The sequence below is a fragment of the Polynucleobacter sp. AP-Melu-500A-A1 genome (genome assembly GCF_018882125.1).
In the GTDB taxonomy this organism is placed as follows: domain Bacteria; phylum Pseudomonadota; class Gammaproteobacteria; order Burkholderiales; family Burkholderiaceae; genus Polynucleobacter.
Genome location: NZ_JACVOZ010000001.1, coordinates 472,999 through 490,650 on the forward strand (window position 1 = coordinate 472,999; position 17,652 = coordinate 490,650).

Below are 17,652 nucleotides of genomic sequence, written 5' to 3' on the forward strand. Positions count from 1 at the left end.
CACTTTTACGATGTCAAACCTACAAATTCGCATGGCAAATGCCATTCGCGCCTTATCCATGGATGCAGTACAGCAGGCTAATTCAGGACACCCTGGCATGCCAATGGGCATGGCAGACATTGCTGTTGGACTTTGGAATGAGCATTTACAACATAACCCAACTGATCCACTTTGGATAAATCGCGATCGCTTTGTTTTATCTAACGGTCACGGTTCGATGTTGTTGTATTCACTCTTGCATCTAACAGGTTATGACTTACCGATTGAAGAATTGAAAAATTTCCGTCAGCTGCATAGCAAAACACCTGGTCATCCAGAGTATGGAATTACGCCGGGCATTGAAACTACCACTGGTCCATTGGGACAGGGAATTTCGAACGCAGTTGGTATGGCGCTTGCTGAAAAATTACTTGCTGAAGAATTCAATCGCCCAGGTCACAAGATCGTTGATCACTTCACCTATGTATTTTTAGGTGATGGTTGCTTGATGGAAGGCATTAGTCATGAAGTATGTTCATTGGCTGGCACCTTAAAGCTCAATAAGTTAATTGCTTTGTGGGATGACAATGGCATCTCGATTGATGGCAAAGTAGTGTCTTGGTTTAATGAAGACACACCAAAACGATTTGAAGCCTATGGCTGGAACGTGATTCGGGATGTAGATGGCCATGATGCGGAGGCTATATCCGCTGCGATTTCCAATGCGAAGAAGAGTGATAAACCAACATTAATTTGCTGTAAGACCGCAATTGGTAAAGGTTCGCCCAATATGGCTGGGAGCGATAAAGTGCACGGCTCACCATTAGGCGCAACTGAAATTGCTGCGACTCGCGTTGCTTTGAATTGGCCTTATGCTCCTTTTGAAATTCCGAAAGATATTTATGCAGCTTGGGATTTTAAAAAGCGTGGTCAGGCAATTGAGCATGATTGGAATAAACAATTTCAAGCCTATAAAAATAAATATCCTGAGCTCGCTTCTGAATTACAGCGTCGCATGCAAGGTGATCTTTCAAAAGATTTTTCAGCGACTCTCAACGCCTATTTGAAAACTTGTGAATCAAAAGCGGAGACAGTAGCGACTCGCAAGGCTAGTCAAAATGCGATTGAAGCATTGGCACCTGCCGTTCCAGAATTTATGGGTGGCTCAGCCGACTTAACAGGTTCTAACTTGACTAATTGGCCTACCTGTAAAGCGGTGCGCGGGAACCAATGGGGTAACCACATTAACTACGGTGTACGTGAATTTGGTATGAGCGCTATCATGAATGGTATTGCTTTGCATGGCGGCTATATTCCGTTTGGTGGTACGTTCTTAACCTTCTCAGACTACAGTCGCAATGCTTTGCGCATGGCTGCTTTGATGAAGCTGCGCAGTATTTTTGTGTTTACCCATGACTCAATCGGTTTGGGTGAAGATGGGCCAACCCACCAATCAGTAGAACAGGTAGCTAGCCTGCGTTTGATCCCAAACCTCATGGTTTGGAGGCCTTGTGATACTACCGAGAGTGCCGTTGCTTGGGGTGCGGCAATTGAGCGCAAGAATGGTCCAAGCGCTTTGATCTTTAGCCGTCAAAATTGCCCATTTGTATCTCGTAGCACTGCTCAAGTAAAAGAGATTGCTCGTGGTGGGTATGTATTACGCGACCCCAAGTCGGCCAAAATTGATGCGGTCATTATTGCTACTGGTTCCGAAATTGCCTTAGCTTTGCAGACTGCAGCGCAATTAGAAAAAGAGGGTTTAGCCGTGCGAGTAGTTTCAATGCCATCGACCACTGTCTTTGACCAACAAGATGCTGCATACAAAGCAAAAGTATTGCCAGCCAATATTCCACGTATTGCAGTTGAGGCAGGCGTGAGTGATTTCTGGTGGAAATATGGATGTGCTGCCGTACATGGAGTTGATACCTTTGGCGAGTCGGCGCCAGCACCACATTTGTATGAATATTTTGGTTTAACAGCAGATCAGATTGCAAAGACGGTTAAGCAATGCATCGCTCAGAAATAAAGTATTGATTACAGAATTTATATTAGTAAGGGGAATGGAATGACAATTCGTGTCGCAATTAATGGTTATGGGCGTATTGGCCGTATGGTTTTACGTGCCTTGTATGAAGATCAAGTTAATGGCAAACCAAGGCGGGATATCAAGATTGTGGCGATCAACGCTATGGGTGATATTGATATCAATGCCCATTTAACCCAATACGACTCAGCTCATGGCCGATTTCCTGCAGAAGTTAAAGTGGATGGTGATTGCATGGTAGTAAACGGCGATCGCATCAAAATGTTTTCAACTCGCAATCCCTTAGAGACCCCATGGGGTGAGTTGGGCGTGGATCTGGTTTTAGAGTGCTCAGGCAAATTTACTTCTAAAGAAAAAGCCATGGTTCATATTTCCCAAGGTGCAAAGAAAGTATTGATTTCTGCGCCCGGCGAAAAAGATGTGGACGCCACCATTGTGTATGGTGTGAACCAGAATGTTTTAAAGTCCACTGATGTGGTTGTCTCCAATGCCAGTTGCACTACAAACTGTTTAGCTCCACTAGTTAAACCATTGTTGGAAAAAATTGGTATCGAATCCGGACTAATGACGACGATCCATGCGTTTACCAACGATCAAGTATTAACGGATGTGTATCACAAGGATATGCGCCGTGCGCGTTCCGCTGTGACCAGCATGATCCCAACCAAGACAGGTGCTGCCAAAGCAGTAGGTTTGGTATTGCCAGCACTTGCAGGACGTTTTGATGGTTTTGCAATGCGCGTTCCGGTCATCAATGTTTCCGTTGTTGACTTAACCTTTGCTGCAAGTCGGGCCACTAGTGTGGATGAAGTGAACTCCATCCTGAAGGCTGCTAGCGAAGGTGAGCTCAAGGGTATCTTGGGCTTTAATACCTTGCCATTGGTTTCTATCGACTTCAATCACGATCCACGTCCAAGTATTTACGACGCTTCTCAAACTCGAGTCTCTGCTGATGGCAAATTGGTCAAAGTATTGGCTTGGTATGATAACGAATGGGGTTATTCAGTCCAAATGCTCAATGCCGCTGAAGCTTTAATGGCAGTTAAGTGATTAACAGTAGCTAAAAGTTGTTAAAACCAGTAAAAATTACTTAATTACTGATTATTAGTAATATAGAAAATAAAAAAGACCTCTATTTGAGGTCTTTTTTGCATCAAGGACCCTTAAAAATGCCTATTTTTGCTTGTTTCGGCAGTTTTTCTTCTGGCAGTGGCCATACATCGCCAAAGAATGCTCTTGTAGGGTAAATCCAAGGGTTTTTGCAATGTCTCGCTGCCTTTTCTCAATGGCCTCGTCTACAAACTCCTCCACATGGCCACAATCTAGGCAAACCAGGTGGTCATGGTGATTCCCTTCATTCAGCTCATAGATTGCCCGGCTATCACCCTTACTAGACTCAAAATGACTACGCAGTAATAGGCCTGCTTGCTCAAATTGTGTCAGTACTCTATAAACGGTCGCTAAGCCGATCTCTTGATCTTCCTTGGTTAGCGCCATAAAGATATCCTCGGCACTGAAATGGGTACCCCCATTCTGATGAAAAAAATCTAAGATTTTCATGCGAGGACCTGTAGCCTTGAGGCCAATATCTCTTAAATCTGCTGGTGATGGGTTTTGGTTCGTGGTCATGGCTTTGCGAGCTAAAATCAATGTCTTAATGATACGGCCAGCCATGCAAATTTGCCTTGTAATATTTCGTCGGTTTTTGAACCCCATTTTGAAGGGCGTTTCTACCCCCACCCGGGTAGGTTTACTGACGCTCACCTGTGTCGGCCTGTTAAGCGCCTGTACCTCGGCCGTGGATGATCATCAGCGCGCTTGGATGAATACGATTTTTAGGCCCTATGTTCCTGATGTAGTCCAAGGAAACTTTATTTCTAGCGAGCAATACGCCAAATTGAAATTAGGTATGACTCGTGAGCAGGTGCGGCAAGTCTTAGGCACGCCTTTATTGGCTAGCTACTTTCATGCAAATCGCTGGGATTATGTTTTTGAATTTAAAAGAGCTGGTCAGCGAATTGGAGGCGAACGTCGTGTGACTGTCTTTTTCGAGGGCGATAAAGTAGTGAAGTTTGATGGTGATGCTTTGCCAACCGAAGTAGAAATGGTTGCAGAAATTGATGACTATGCGAAACAAAAACGCTCATTTTGGGAGTACCTTACGGGTAGCAATAAGCCGCCTGTAACGAAGCCTTTGCAGCAACCAGAAATATTGGTTCCTAGCCCAACCAATAATGCCCCGCCCGAACCTAAGGTAGCTGAGACTCCCGCTCCACAGTCGGCTGATGTCGCTACCCCGACAACAAATTTAGTAACGGAATCAGCTGGCTCTGGCCAGCTAGCTCCACTGAAAACTCAGTAAGAAAATGTAAGGCTTGTAGTTCGTACTTAATAATTTAATGACAGAGCGAAGAAATTCATGATGAAGATTGCAATAGCTGGAGCTACCGGTCGCATGGGCAAGATGTTGATAGAGGCGGTTCTCAATACTCCTGATGCTCAGCTGGTGGGGGCTCTTGAACATTCCTCATGTCCATTGCTGGGTGAGGACGCCGGTGGTTTCTTGGGTAAAAAAACAGGTGTATTGATTTCTGCAGATGTGGCGCAAGTTCTCAATGGCGCTCAGTTTTTGATTGATTTCACTAGACCTGAAGGCACGATGGCTCATTTAGCTATTGCTGAAAAAACAGCTACCAAGATGGTCATTGGTACAACTGGTTTAAGTGCTGAGCAAATTGCAACACTGAAAACAGCTTCCTCAAAACTAGCGATAGTGTTTGCGCCGAATATGAGTGTTGGTGTGAATGCCACATTTAAGCTGCTAGAAATTGCCGCAAAAATGTTGAATGAAGGTTATGACATTGAGATCATTGAAGCCCACCATCGCCACAAAGTAGATGCCCCCTCTGGGACTGCCCTCAAGATGGGTGAAGTGATTGCTGGTGCTCTAGGTGAAAAGTTAGATGATGTCGCAGTCTATGCACGCGAAGGCCATACTGGGGAACGTAAAGAAGGCACGATTGGTTTTGCCACTATTCGTGGCGGCGATATTGTGGGTGACCATACTGTTTTGTTCGCGGGCGAGGGTGAGCGTATCGAGATTAGTCATAAATCCTCAAGTCGCCAGTCTTATGCGCAAGGCTCCTTACGCGCAACACGTTTTTTACAAAACCAAGCATCTGGTCTCTATGACATGCAGGATGTTTTGGGTTTGCGCAAGTAATTGAGTCCATATTAATAGAAGAAAAGAGCTGTATTAGATGAGTAAGGATTACGATTACCGCCGCATTGAAGCTGCGGCCCAGGCTGATTGGGAAAGCGCACAGGTATATCGCGTGACTGAAGATGCGGTAGATGCAGCTGGTAAGCAAAAACCGAAATATTACGCCTGCTCGATGTTGCCATACCCATCTGGAAAGTTGCATATGGGTCATGTACGTAACTACACCATCAATGACGTGATGGCTCGTCAGCTTCGCATGCAGGGCTATAACGTTTTAATGCCAATGGGTTGGGATGCATTTGGCATGCCAGCAGAAAATGCGGCAATTCAGAATAGTGTTCCTCCAGCTCAATGGACTTACGACAACATTGCTTATATGAAAAAGCAAATGGCAGCAATGGGCTTGGCTATTGATTGGTCACGTGAAGTTGCTACCTGCAGTCCTGATTACTACCGTTGGAACCAGTGGCTTTTTTTGAAGATGCTGGAAAAGGGCATTGCTTATCGCAAGACTCAGGTAGTCAATTGGGATCCGATTGATCAAACGGTTTTAGCGAACGAGCAAGTCATTGATGGACGCGGCTGGCGTTCTGGCGCTTTGGTTGAGAAGCGAGAAATTCCTGGATATTACTTCAACATCACCGCTTATGCCGAACAGTTATTAGAAGGCCTTGATACTTTGGGCTGGCCTGAGCGTGTCAAAACGATGCAGCAAAATTGGATTGGCAAAAGCCGAGGCGTGCGTTTTGCATTCAAGCATGAAATCGCAGATGACCATGGCAACTTTATTCAAGATGGTTTGCTCTATGTCTTCACGACACGTGCAGATACGATCATGGGCGTTACTTTCTGTGCCCTTGCAGCTGAACATCCTTTAGCAACTAAAGCAGCTGCTAATAACCCTGCGCTTGCAGCCTTTATTGAAAAATGCAAAACCGGTAGTGTGATTGAGGCTGATTTAGCCACACAAGAAAAAGAGGGGATGTTTACTGGCCTCTATGTCACGCATCCCTTAACGCATGAGCAAGTGCCAGTTTGGGTTGGCAACTATGTCTTGATGTCTTATGGTGATGGCGCTGTGATGGGCGTACCTGCACATGATGAACGGGACTTTGCATTTGCTCTTAAATATCACTTACCCATTAAGCAAGTGATCGCCCTCAAAGGTGAGTCACCGATGTTTAACGCAACTCGCTGGCAAGATTGGTACGCGCAAAAAGATGGCGTAGTTTGTTTAAATAGCGGCAAGTTTGATGGTCTCTCACATGAAGAGGCGGTTAGCGCCGTTGCTAAAGATTTAGAAAAGCTAGGCATTGGTGAAATAAAGACCACCTACCGCTTGCGTGACTGGGGAATTTCTCGTCAACGTTATTGGGGTACCCCTATTCCCATTATTCATTGCGGTGATGATGCTCATCCAGGTTGTGGTGCTGTACCCGTTCCTGAGGCAGATTTGCCGGTAGTGTTACCGGAAGATTGTGTACCCGATGGCAGTGGCAATCCTCTGAATAAGCGCGCTGATTTTTTAAATGTGAAGTGTCCAAAGTGTGGCAAACCTGCGCGTCGTGAAACTGACACCATGGATACCTTTGTCGATTCTTCTTGGTATTTCATGCGCTATACAGGTCCTGATGCTAAGACCATGGTAGATAAACGTAATGACTATTGGATGCCGATGGATCAATACATCGGTGGAATTGAGCATGCTATTTTACATTTACTCTATGCACGTTTCTGGACTAAGGTCATGCGCGATCTTAAGCTCATTACTTTCGATGAGCCATTTCAGAATTTGCTAACGCAGGGTATGGTTCTGAATGAGACCTATTACTCAGAAGATGCCGCTGGCAAAAAAACTTGGCTCAATCCTTTGGACGTGGAATTAGATCTTGATGAAAAAGGTCGTCCGCAAGGCGCCAAACTAAAAGATGGAAGCTCTAGTGCACCAATCATTATTGGTGGCGTAGAAAAGATGTCTAAGAGTAAGAATAACGGTGTAGATCCCCAGGCTTTAATTGATCAATACGGCGCTGATACTGCCCGTTTATTTGTGATGTTTGCAGCGCCACCTGAACAACAACTCGAATGGTCAGGTGCGGGCGTTGAAGGGGCATCACGTTTCTTACGTCGCGTCTGGATGTACTCTAGCAGTCAAGCCGAGGCATTACGTAATGCGCCAGATCAATTATCAGCAAATCTGAATGATGCTGAAAAAGAATTGCGCCGTGAAGTACACAGTATTTTGAAACAAGCCAATTTTGACTACCAGCGCCGTCAATATAATACCGTCGTATCTGCAGCAATGAAAATGCTCAATGTTCTTGAGCCAATCAGGTTAGGTCAGGACTGTGCCATTAGTGCTCCCGTGCTTCGTGAGTGCCTCGGGATTTTGCTGCGTATTTTGTATCCCGTCGTGCCACATTTAACCCATGTGCTTTGGCAAGATGTTGGGTATGAAAATGCTTTTGGTCCCTTGTTAGATAGCCCATGGCCTTCAGTCGATGGGGCTGCTCTTGTGCAAACAGAAATTACCTTAATGCTACAGATTAATGGCAAATTGCGTGGTGAGATTCGGGTACCGGCAGATGCAGGTAAGGAGCAAATTGAAGCGCTGGCATTGCAAAGCGAGTCTGCTCAAAAAGTACTTAATGGTGGTGCACCCAAGAAGATTATCGTGGTGCCTGGTCGCTTAATTAATATTGTTGCTTAGCTTGTAGCCCAAACCTATTTACTGGAAACTAAAGATATGAGCGCCGATCACCAAAATTCTAATGCAGGAGCTTCGTCAGCCAACATCAGTTTGCTGCGCAGAGCTACGCTGAGTTTGCTAGTGCTGGCCCCGTTAGCTGCATGCGGATTTAGATTACGCGGCGCAGTCGACCTGCCATTTAATGCTTTAGCTATTACTGGCAATCCTTCCCCACCATTACGCGCTGACTTACAGACGGCTGTATTAACAGGCACCGATGTGAAGGTCGCTATTAACCCTCGTGATGCCGATTTAATTCTGGAGATTACCAACGAGGTCACAGGTCGTGAGATTTTGGCTTTCAACGCTAGCGGTCAAATTTCTGCATATCGCTTAAATATTCGTGTGGGCTTTAGAGCCTTCGATACTTCCGGAACAGAAATCGTACCTGAGTCAGAGGTATACATTACACGAGACATGGACTTCTCAGTCTCTACTGTTTTGGCAAATGATGCGCAGGTTCAGGCTTTCTTGGGCTTGATGAGACGTGACTTGGCTATTCAGATTTTACGACGTGTAGCTGCTTCAGCTAGAGCGCCTAAGACAAGGGCTTTCTGAGGCCCAATGACAGTGCATGGTTAAAAGCGACGCGCTACTAGTCCACTTGAAGAAGATGGATGCCGGGGGCGCAATACTTCCTCTATATGTCTTTAGTGGCGATGAGCCACTATTAATGATGGAGGCAATGGATCATCTCCGTTTAACTGCAAAAAAACTTGGCTATACCGAGCGCGAAGTATTGCTTCAAGAGCGCGGCTTTGATTGGAGTGCATTGTTAAGTGCAGGTCAAACAATGTCTTTGTTTGGGGATAAGCGTTGGGTTGATTTGCGTATTCCAACAGGTAAGCCGGGTCGTGATGGGGCCGATGCTCTTAAACAATTTGCTGCACAGGTGAATTCGCAAGCTGCAGGACCCCAAGGTCCTGATACGGTCGTCTGCATTACCTTACCTAGATTAGACGCGAAGACCAAGACCTCGGCCTGGTTCAGTGCCTTAGATGAGGCGGGTATGGCAATACAGATTGACTCCTTAGATCGCAGCAAATTACCGCAGTGGATTGCAGGACGTCTCAAAAGACAAAATCAAGAAGTAGAAGCTGGTCCAGAAGGAGTGCGCTCCCTTGAATTCATTGCCGATCAAGTAGAGGGCAATTTAATCGCTGCCCATCAAGAAATACAGAAGTTGGGCTTGTTATATCCTGCAGGAAAATTGACCGAAGAAGAAATTCGCACAGCGATTTTGAAAGTGGCGCGCTACAACGTATTTGAATTAACCGAAGCGATGCTTGCAGGAGATTTACCTAGGCTAAACCGCATGTTAGATGGACTTAAGGGTGAGGGTGAGCCCTTAGTCTTGATTCTTTGGAGCGTGACTGAGGAGCTTAGGCTACTATCTAAGCTAAAGGCCGCCAGTGATGCTGGTGAGTCCATTGCGCAGTTATTGCGTGCTAATCGTGTTTGGGGTGATAAAGAACGCTTGTACCCAACAGCCTTGAGGCGAGTTCAACCCTTAAAGCTTCGTCGGGCAATGCAAGTAGCTGCTGGATTGGATCGTCAGGCGAAGGGCTTATCTGCCGCAGATTTGCCTGCAGATCCTTGGGATGGTCTGCGTTTGGTTGGTAATTTATTGCGCTAGAAAGTTAGAAAGATGAGTTCAGCAATTTCACAAATGATGCAAGACATTGGTCAGCGAGCACGCAGTGCATCGCGTGTGATGGCGCGCGCATCTGCTGAACAAAAGAATCAGGCTTTATTGCATATTGCTAAACTAGTTCGTCAGAAGAGTAGTGAGATTCAGAAAGTGAACTTAGTCGATGTAGAGCGCGCCAAGACTAGTGGCCAAGATGCTGCTTTTATTGATCGCCTAGCGATGACGCCAAAGACTATTGAGAGTATGGCCTTGGGTTTAGAGCAAATTGTGACGCTCGAGGACCCGATTGGAAAAATTTCTGCAATCAAAAAACAAGCTTCTGGTATTGAGTTAGCTCAGATGCGTGTGCCACTTGGTGTTATAGGGATCATTTATGAATCTCGCCCCAATGTCACGATTGATGCAGCAGCGCTTTGCCTTAAATCTGGTAATACGGTCATTTTGCGAGGCGGCTCGGAAGCCATTGAGTCTAATACTTTATTGGCTCAAATCATTCAGGAGGGACTTGCAGCAGCAGGATTACCTAAAGATGCTGTGCAGGTAGTGACAACGACCGATCGTGCTGCAGTAGGCGAGATGATCACCATGACGCAGTACATTGATGTGATCGTACCTCGGGGTGGCAAGAGTTTAATTGCCCGTTTAATGTCTGATGCACGTGTACCAATGATTAAGCATCTAGATGGTATTTGTCATACCTATATTGATGCTGATGCTGATGTGGCTATGGCCATCAAGGTTTGCGACAACGCAAAGACACAACGTTATGCGCCATGTAATGCGATGGAAACGCTCTTAGTCAATCAAGCGATTGCAGATCAGGTATTACCTGCGCTTTGTAAAATCTATCAAGATAAGGGTGTTGAGCTTCGCGTTGATGGAGCCACTCGAAAAACTTTAGAGACTGCTGGCTTTAAGGGCTTGGTTGATGCTCAAGAAGAAGACTGGCATACAGAATATCTTGCGCCGATTTTATCCATAAAGACTGTTGCAGATATTGATGAGGCAATGAATCATATAGAACACTATGGCAGCAAACATACCGATGCCATCATTACGAACAATAAAGTGACTGCAGATCGATTTTTGCGTGAAGTCGATAGCGCTAGCGTCATGGTCAATGCCAGTACCCGCTTTGCCGATGGATTTGAATATGGGCTTGGTGCTGAGATCGGAATTTCGAATGACAAGCTCCACGCGCGTGGCCCTGTTGGGCTTGATGGCTTGACCTCACTTAAATATATCGTCATGGGCCATGGCGAGATACGTAGTTGAGGAGGTCTAATGGGTAATGCTTATCTTTGGGTAAAAACCTTTCATATTGTCTTGATTACTTCTTGGTTTGCTGGCTTGTTTTATTTGCCTAGAATTTTTGTAAATCTTGCTGAAGAGAAAAATACGCAAGCATATGCTCGTTTACTGGGTATGGCTGATCGTCTCTATCGGTTTATGACCATCTTGGCTGTGCCAGCAGTGCTACTAGGTTTGATGCTATGGCTTTACTTTGGTATTGGTGCCGGTGATATCTGGATGCATGCAAAATTATTTTTTGTGCTGCTCTTGATTGGTTACCATCATGTCTGTTTAAGTTTCCTTAAAAAATTCCGTGCAGGTCTAAATACAAAATCTGGCGTTTGGTATCGCTGGTTCAATGAAATCCCTGTACTGTTGTTAGTAGTGATTGTGGCTTTAGTTATTTTCAAGCCCTAATACCGCATTTCTAAATTTCCCCCTTTCGAAGATTGCTAGACCTATGAGATTTTTTGTTGTTTGCCCTGGTGGTCTAGAAGTGCCGCTGGCACAAGAGTTGGTAGAAATTGCAAACCGTCCTGATTGCAAATCATTAGGCATTTGGGTTGTTGATCCAATCCCAACAAGTCCTTCAGGTGGTATTGGCTTAGCCGCTCCTGTATCAGGGGCAATGGCACTAAATCTTCACTCCAGAATCGCTAGCCGTGTTTTATTGCAAATGGCGCAAGCATCATATAGGCAAGAGGAAGATCTGTACAAATTAGCTAGTGGCTTGGCTTGGGAAGATTGGTTCAACTCAAAACAAACTTTACGCGTTGATGTCACTGCGCATCGCTCGCCATTAAAGAGCTTGAATTTTGCTACCCTCAAAATCAAAGATGCCATCGTGGATCGTTTGCGTGATGTCACTGGCGATCGACCTAGTATCGACACAGCATTTCCAGATGTACGTGTACAGGCGCATTTAACAGCAAACCAAGTCACCATTTATTTGGATACCTCTGGCGAAGCTTTATTCAAACGTGGATGGCGTGACGAAAAAGGTGATGCTCCTTTAAAAGAAAATTTAGCTGCTGGTATTTTGTCTATTACAGCTTGGAAGCCAGGACAAACCTTATTTGATCCGATGTGCGGAAGTGGTACTTTTTTAATTGAAGCAGCACAAATAGCCTTATCTATTCCGCCAGGCGCCATTCGGGCAGGAATGTATGGAGATGATGCGAAACCAAGTCGTTTGGCCTATCGTCCACTAGTCACTTCAGCCCACGGCTTTGGCTTTCAGAGGCTGAAACCTTTTATTGAGGCTATCGAGCAAAAGCGTTGGTTGGATTTGAAGGAAGCATCTTTGGCGCAGATGCTAGCCAAGCGTAAGCAATTCCCAACGGTAGATTCCTTAGCAATTAGCGGCGGTGATATTAATGAGAAGTTGGTATCGATGTTTCGGGGCAATTGGCAAAGAGCGCAATTACCTGATCAACCCATGGTCAGACAAGTCGACGCTTTAGCAGCTAAGCCACCTGCAAACCCTAAGGATGGAGTGATGTTATTAAATCCCCCATACGGAGAGCGCTTAGTTATCAAGGGTGGGCGTGGTCAAGACCGTATTCAAGCTGATCCTCATGATGATGAAGAGCCAGAAAATCGGTTTGAGCTCAATTTAGAAACGGGTCGGCAAAGCGCTAAGCGTTCGAGTCGTGAGTCATTAAAGCGCCTACAGGCTCAAGAGGAGCAAGATCCAAAGTTTGTAGAATTCTTAAGACAGTTTGGTCAGCATTTGAAAGATATCTTTGGCGGATGGAATGTGTTTGTCTTAACTGCAGATATGGCTTTACCAGGACAGTTACGCATTAAGGAATCTAAGCGCACACCTTTATTTAACGGCCCGCTAGAATGTCGACTTTTTAAGTTTGAGATGCATGCTAAGCGCCCTGAAGTCAATAATGCTGATATGGAATAAGTGATTTAAAATCAGATTAGCAATACAAGATTAAGCGGAGAAGTGATTTATGGAATTCAAAACCTATATGTGTCTTATCTGTGGCTGGGTTTATGACGAAGCTGCAGGATTACCTGATGAAGGTATTGCGCCAGGAACACTTTGGGCAGATGTGCCGATGAATTGGGCCTGTCCAGAATGTGGGGCGCGCAAAGAAGATTTTGAAATGATGGCGATTTAATTAGTCAATAATTAGGAAATAATTGTGGCAAAAGTAGATCAAAACGAGATTTTGTTTGAGCGTGCACAAAAGACAATACCGGGGGGTGTGAATTCTCCTGTGCGGGCATTTCGTCAGGTGGGTGGCACACCCCGTTTTGTTACTAAAGCCAAAGGCCCTTATTTTTGGGATGCAGAAAATAAGCGCTACATCGATTTAATTATGTCTTGGGGTCCCATGATTGTTGGTCATGCTAATCCTGAGGTGGTTGAGGCTGTAAAGCAAGCCGCGGAGACGAGCTTTAGTTACGGCGCGCCTACCGAGGGTGAGATCGAGTTAGCAGAACGTATTTGCGCTTTGATGCCAAGCGTTGAACAGGTGCGTATGGTTTCAAGCGGCACTGAAGCAACGATGAGCGCTTTGCGTTTAGCGCGTGGTTATACCAATCGAGACTTGATTATTAAGTTCGAAGGTTGCTATCACGGTCATGCTGATAGTCTGTTGGTAAAGGCTGGCTCTGGGCTCTTAACCTTTGCCGACTCTACTCAGAATGCGCCTTCTTCTGGCGGCGTCCCTCAGGACTTGGTTAAACACACCCTCGTACTTCCTTATAACGATGTAGCCGCAATCGAGGAAGTATTTAAGACGCAGGGTGATCAAGTGGCGGCAGTCATTATTGAGCCGATCGCAGGCAATATGAATTTGATTCAACCCTCAAAAGAATTTTTATCAGCAGTTCGCAGTCTTACTGAAAAGCATGGCAGTGTACTGATCTACGATGAAGTGATGACTGGTTTTAGGGTTGCTTTAGGTGGGGCTCAGTCTCTCCAAGGCGTAGTGCCCGACTTAACTTGCTTAGGCAAAGTGATGGGCGGCGGTATGCCCATGGCTGCCTTTGGGGGTAAAAAAGCAATCATGTCTAAGCTTGCTCCTTTAGGCAATGTTTACCAGGCAGGAACGCTCTCAGGCAATCCCGTGGCAGTTGCAGCAGGGCTTAAAACTTTAGAGATTATTTCTAGAGAAGGCTTTTACGAGTGCCTGACTGGGCAGACTCAAAAACTGATGACGGGCTTAAAGCAAGCTGCTGACAAAGCAAAGATTTCGTTTTCAGTTGATAGCGTTGGCGGCATGTTTGGGTTTTATTTTGCCGATGTCATTCCAAATTCATTCGAAGCGGTTACAAAAACCAATATTGAATCATTCAAGAAATTCTTTCATCTCATGTTAGATGAGGGTGTTTATTTAGCGCCTTCTGCTTACGAAGCCGGTTTTACTTCTATTGCACATGATGATGAGGTGTTAGCTGCCATTATTGCTGCCGCTGAGAAATCATTTCCGAAGCTCTAAACTTAAGATAGATTACATTCTGAGCGGATGGTCATAGCCAGCCACTTGAATCACCTCTGATTTTTTAGAGTCTTTTCCGGATTCGGCTACTTCAATCGCCGTGAGTTTTCCACCCCAGACACAACCCGTGTCTAAGCCAATGACATTTTGTTTGCGCATCAGACCTAGAGTAGACCAGTGACCAAAGTAAATGAGAGTGTCTTGGGTTTTACGTTTGGGCACGCCAAACCAAGGAATATAGCCCGCAGGACCTTGTTCTAAGCCTTCTTTACTCTCAAACTCCATTTGTCCGCCAGGGGTACAAAACCGCATCCGAGTAAGCGCATTCGTGATGACGCGCAGCTTCTCATAACCTTTTAGTGAAGAGCTCCATTTATTAGGCGTGTTGCCATACATATTGGCTAAAAAATCTTTATACGTTTTTTTACGCAAAGCTTTTTCTACTTCTTGAGCGCACTCAATCGTTTGCTGTAAGTCCCACTGAGGTAAAACTCCGGCGTGTACTGTTAATACTCTCCCATTGCTTAGTGCCATAGGACGCTTGCGTAGCCAATCGATTAATTCATCACGATCGGGAGCGTTAAGAATGCTATCAACAGTATCTAGTCCTTTGGTTTTTCGTAAGCCAGCATCAATTGCTAGAAGATGTAAATCATGATTGCCGAGGATGCACTCAGCACGACCTGCCTCTTGAAGCACTTTGAGTTGTCGTAAGCTCCCAAGAGAATCTGGGCCACGATTGACAAGGTCTCCCAGAAAAATCATTTTGGATTTTTGGGGAAGTTTTTTGACGAGGGCTTTTAGCGAAGGCGCACATCCTTGAATGTCGCCCACAGCATAGATCTTGCTCATACCCTATCTTAAATCGGAAAGAGGGCGCTTCTTCTATTCCGCAGTGATTTTTTTAACCACGCTATAGCGGACTAAGGTTTTCTTGCGCGCTTCATCATGATTTACGACGGGCAGAGGATAGTCTCTACCAAGTAGAATGCCTGCTGCCTCAAGCTCAATATGCCCAGACAGCCAGGGGGCATGAATCGACTTCTTGGAGAGTTTTTCTAATTGGGGCAGGTATCGTTTGATGAATTTACCTTCAGAATCAAACTTTTCAGATTGGGTGATCGGGTTAAAGATTCGGAAGTAAGGCTGTGCATCACATCCGGATGAAGAGGCCCATTGCCAGCCGCCATTATTGGAGGAGAGTTCAAAGTCATTGAGGTGCTGGGCAAAATAAGCTTCACCCCAGCGCCAATCAATACCTAAGTCTTTTGTTAGGAAGCTTGCCACAACCATGCGCAGGCGATTATGCATATAGCCACTTTGATTGAGTTGATGCATTGCTGCGTCAATTAATGGGTAACCTGTTTTGCCTTCGCACCAAGCGGTAAATAGTTTCTGAGCAGTAGTGCCACTTTCCCAGGTGATATTGTCATAGTCTGGTTTGAAAGAAACACCTTTGGCTAAACGCGGATGATTTGCCAAAATCATGAAATAGAAATCACGCCAAATTAATTCACTTAACCAGATTGTGGCCCCCATACTGCCAGCGAGCATGCGTCGATGTGCTTCTCGTACTAAACCTCGAATCGATAACATACCAAAGCGCAGGTGAGTGGAGAGGTAACTCACCCCCTTAATTGCCGGAAAGTCTCTACCGATTTGGTATTGGTCGATGCGAGAGAGAAAGTCTTCCAGAAAAGCCTGACCACCCTCCGATCCCGGTGGCAAATAGGTCTCAATGCCTGTAGCCACAAATCCCATGGACTCTAGCGAAAGAAAAGGTTCATCTAACTTTTTGGGTATTGCTGCAATTTGTCCGGGCTTCGGCGTGCAATCATAGGCTGCTAAATCTTTTTCTTGCAGCGTTTTGAGCCAATTATTTTTATACGGTGTAAAAACAGAAAATACCGTATTGGAATTCGTCAGAATTTCTTTCTTTTCAAAAATCACTTGGTCTTTAAAGCTTTCAAAGCCAATGCCTAATTTTTCAAGAGAACTTGCAACTGCCTCATCACGTGCAATTGCAGAGGGTTCGTAATCATGGTTAGTGAAAACCGCATTGACTCCAAGCTCTTTTGCAATTTGGGGAATGCATTCAGTCGGTTTGCCAAAGCGAACGATGAGGCCTCCACCTTGACTGCGTAATTGCGCATCTATTTGCTTTAAACCTTGCCAAATGAAGTCAACGCGACGATCGTGTTTTAAACCTTTGGCATCTAATTCACCTTTTAATAAGGGTGTCAAAATTTCAGTATCAAAAATAAACGTGAGCCAAACTTGACCGGCCTCTTTCAGGGCATGGTGAAGGGCGGCATTGTCATAAAGACGAAGATCGCGGCGGAGCCATACAAGTGCTTTTTGCATAGCCCCTATATTAGGGCTTATTTACTGCCCTTGCTTGCTAGAGAGGTTAAGATCGAGAGCATTCATGGATACGATATTTTTTATTCTTTCGAAGGCTGTTCAATTTTGCATTGAGCCATTGAACTGGGTGCTTTTTTGGGTAGTGCTCGCCTTGCTATTTCTGCTTTTGAGAAAGATTCACCTAGCAAAACGCTTTCTCTGGATCTCTCTATTCAATCTAGCTCTAGTGGGTTATCTACCCACCTCAGAGTTTTTATTAAGGGCCCTTGAGAATTCGGCACCTCGTATAAATCTCTCCCAAGTAGGGAACGGTGATTTAGGAGGAATGATTATTTTGGGCGGTGCGATCGAGGGTGGTGAGATTGCTACTGATCGAGGTGAGGTATCCATTTATTCCTCGGCTGAGCGCGTTACCAAAGCATTTGAACTGATTCGAAAATATCCTGATCTACCATTGATCTTTAGTGGATATTCCGGTCGAATCAATCCGAAAGGGGTTTCAGAAGCCGATGCCTTCAAGCAATTGATTCAAGAGCAGGGTTTGGATGGGGCACAGGTATATTATGAAAATCAATCCCGTAACACTTACGAAAATGTGCTCTATTTGAAGCCGATGATGCAAGAACTCGGGGGAAAGACGGATGCAGGATTATTAAAACCCTGGCTGGTCATTTCCTCTGCTAGTCATATGTATCGATCCTTACAGATCTTTCAAAAGCAGGGTATCGATGTTTTGGCCTTACCGGTGGATTACCAGACAGCGAATAGCCTTCAGTGGACTTCTTTTGACTTAGTGGAAGGCGCTCAAAACTGGAATAAAGCCTTGCATGAGCTGATTGGGCTTTTAGCCTATTGGATTACTGGAAAACTCTAGATATTCTGTAAAAT

Annotated in this window: 16 protein-coding genes; 13 read left to right on the plus strand and 3 right to left on the minus strand. The window is 45.2% G+C overall.

The features are described 5' to 3' along the window. Positions 1-10 precede the first annotated feature (10 nt). Together tkt and gap are read left to right on the plus strand one after the other, a co-directional pair. On the plus strand, positions 11-2,005 hold the full coding sequence (tkt, locus tag ICN38_RS02555; protein ID WP_223146589.1) for a transketolase: 1,995 nt from the start codon (positions 11-13) through the stop codon (positions 2,003-2,005). A 39-nt stretch (positions 2,006-2,044) separates the two neighbouring features. After that, entirely contained in the window at positions 2,045-3,073 is a 1,029-nt protein-coding gene (gene gap / locus ICN38_RS02560; protein ID WP_216254667.1) for a type I glyceraldehyde-3-phosphate dehydrogenase, read from the plus strand. A 123-nt stretch (positions 3,074-3,196) separates the two neighbouring features. On the opposite strand, the gene fur is transcribed toward gap, so the two are convergent. After that, complete coding sequence (fur, locus tag ICN38_RS02565; RefSeq protein ID WP_216255207.1) at positions 3,197-3,652, minus strand: ferric iron uptake transcriptional regulator; 456 nt, start codon at positions 3,650-3,652, stop codon at positions 3,197-3,199. Between the two features lie 88 nt (positions 3,653-3,740). On the opposite strand from fur, the gene ICN38_RS02570 reads away from it, so the two are divergent. From ICN38_RS02570 to hemL, 10 genes are read left to right on the plus strand one after another with little or no spacing between them, the layout of a single operon-like run. Beyond that, entirely contained in the window at positions 3,741-4,385 is a 645-nt protein-coding gene (locus ICN38_RS02570; protein ID WP_255562674.1) for an outer membrane protein assembly factor BamE, read from the plus strand. A gap of 60 nt (positions 4,386-4,445) precedes the next feature. After that, positions 4,446-5,246, plus strand: a complete 801-nt coding sequence (dapB, locus tag ICN38_RS02575) for a 4-hydroxy-tetrahydrodipicolinate reductase (RefSeq protein ID WP_216254671.1) — start codon at positions 4,446-4,448, stop codon at positions 5,244-5,246. A gap of 37 nt (positions 5,247-5,283) precedes the next feature. Next, a complete protein-coding gene (gene leuS / locus ICN38_RS02580; protein WP_216254673.1) occupies positions 5,284-7,956 on the plus strand; it encodes a leucine--tRNA ligase in 2,673 nt (890 codons plus the stop codon). Positions 7,957-7,992: 36 nt separating this feature from the next. Further along, entirely contained in the window at positions 7,993-8,553 is a 561-nt protein-coding gene (gene lptE / locus ICN38_RS02585) for an LPS assembly lipoprotein LptE (protein WP_216254676.1), read from the plus strand. A gap of 16 nt (positions 8,554-8,569) precedes the next feature. Continuing rightward, positions 8,570-9,631 (plus strand): DNA polymerase III subunit delta, encoded by a 1,062-nt coding sequence (holA, locus tag ICN38_RS02590; RefSeq protein WP_216254679.1) that lies wholly within the window; start codon positions 8,570-8,572, stop codon positions 9,629-9,631. 12 nt (positions 9,632-9,643) lie between these two features. After that, positions 9,644-10,921 (plus strand): glutamate-5-semialdehyde dehydrogenase, encoded by a 1,278-nt coding sequence (locus tag ICN38_RS02595; protein ID WP_216254682.1) that lies wholly within the window; start codon positions 9,644-9,646, stop codon positions 10,919-10,921. Between the two features lie 9 nt (positions 10,922-10,930). Continuing rightward, entirely contained in the window at positions 10,931-11,356 is a 426-nt protein-coding gene (locus tag ICN38_RS02600) for a CopD family protein (RefSeq protein ID WP_216254685.1), read from the plus strand. A 43-nt stretch (positions 11,357-11,399) separates the two neighbouring features. After that, a complete protein-coding gene (locus ICN38_RS02605; protein WP_216254690.1) occupies positions 11,400-12,854 on the plus strand; it encodes a class I SAM-dependent RNA methyltransferase in 1,455 nt (484 codons plus the stop codon). A 49-nt stretch (positions 12,855-12,903) separates the two neighbouring features. Beyond that, positions 12,904-13,074, plus strand: coding sequence for a rubredoxin (locus tag ICN38_RS02610; protein ID WP_216254693.1), 171 nt, complete (start codon positions 12,904-12,906; stop codon positions 13,072-13,074). Positions 13,075-13,098: 24 nt separating this feature from the next. Next, positions 13,099-14,400: a glutamate-1-semialdehyde 2,1-aminomutase gene (gene hemL, locus ICN38_RS02615; protein ID WP_216254696.1), complete on the plus strand. Its 1,302-nt coding sequence runs from the start codon at positions 13,099-13,101 to the stop codon at positions 14,398-14,400. 12 nt (positions 14,401-14,412) lie between these two features. Here the strand turns inward: hemL and ICN38_RS02620 are convergent, their stop codons facing one another. Together ICN38_RS02620 and ICN38_RS02625 are read right to left on the minus strand one after the other, a co-directional pair. Then, the gene (locus ICN38_RS02620; RefSeq protein ID WP_216254699.1) at positions 14,413-15,252 is read right to left on the minus strand and encodes a symmetrical bis(5'-nucleosyl)-tetraphosphatase; all 840 of its coding nucleotides are present in this window, start codon (positions 15,250-15,252) and stop codon (positions 14,413-14,415) included. Positions 15,253-15,285: 33 nt separating this feature from the next. After that, complete coding sequence (locus tag ICN38_RS02625; RefSeq protein WP_216254702.1) at positions 15,286-16,764, minus strand: deoxyribodipyrimidine photo-lyase; 1,479 nt, start codon at positions 16,762-16,764, stop codon at positions 15,286-15,288. Positions 16,765-16,828: 64 nt separating this feature from the next. Here ICN38_RS02625 and ICN38_RS02630 point away from each other — a divergent pair, with 64 nt between their 5' ends. After that, a complete protein-coding gene (locus tag ICN38_RS02630; RefSeq protein ID WP_216254705.1) occupies positions 16,829-17,638 on the plus strand; it encodes a YdcF family protein in 810 nt (269 codons plus the stop codon). Positions 17,639-17,652: the final 14 nt, after the last annotated feature.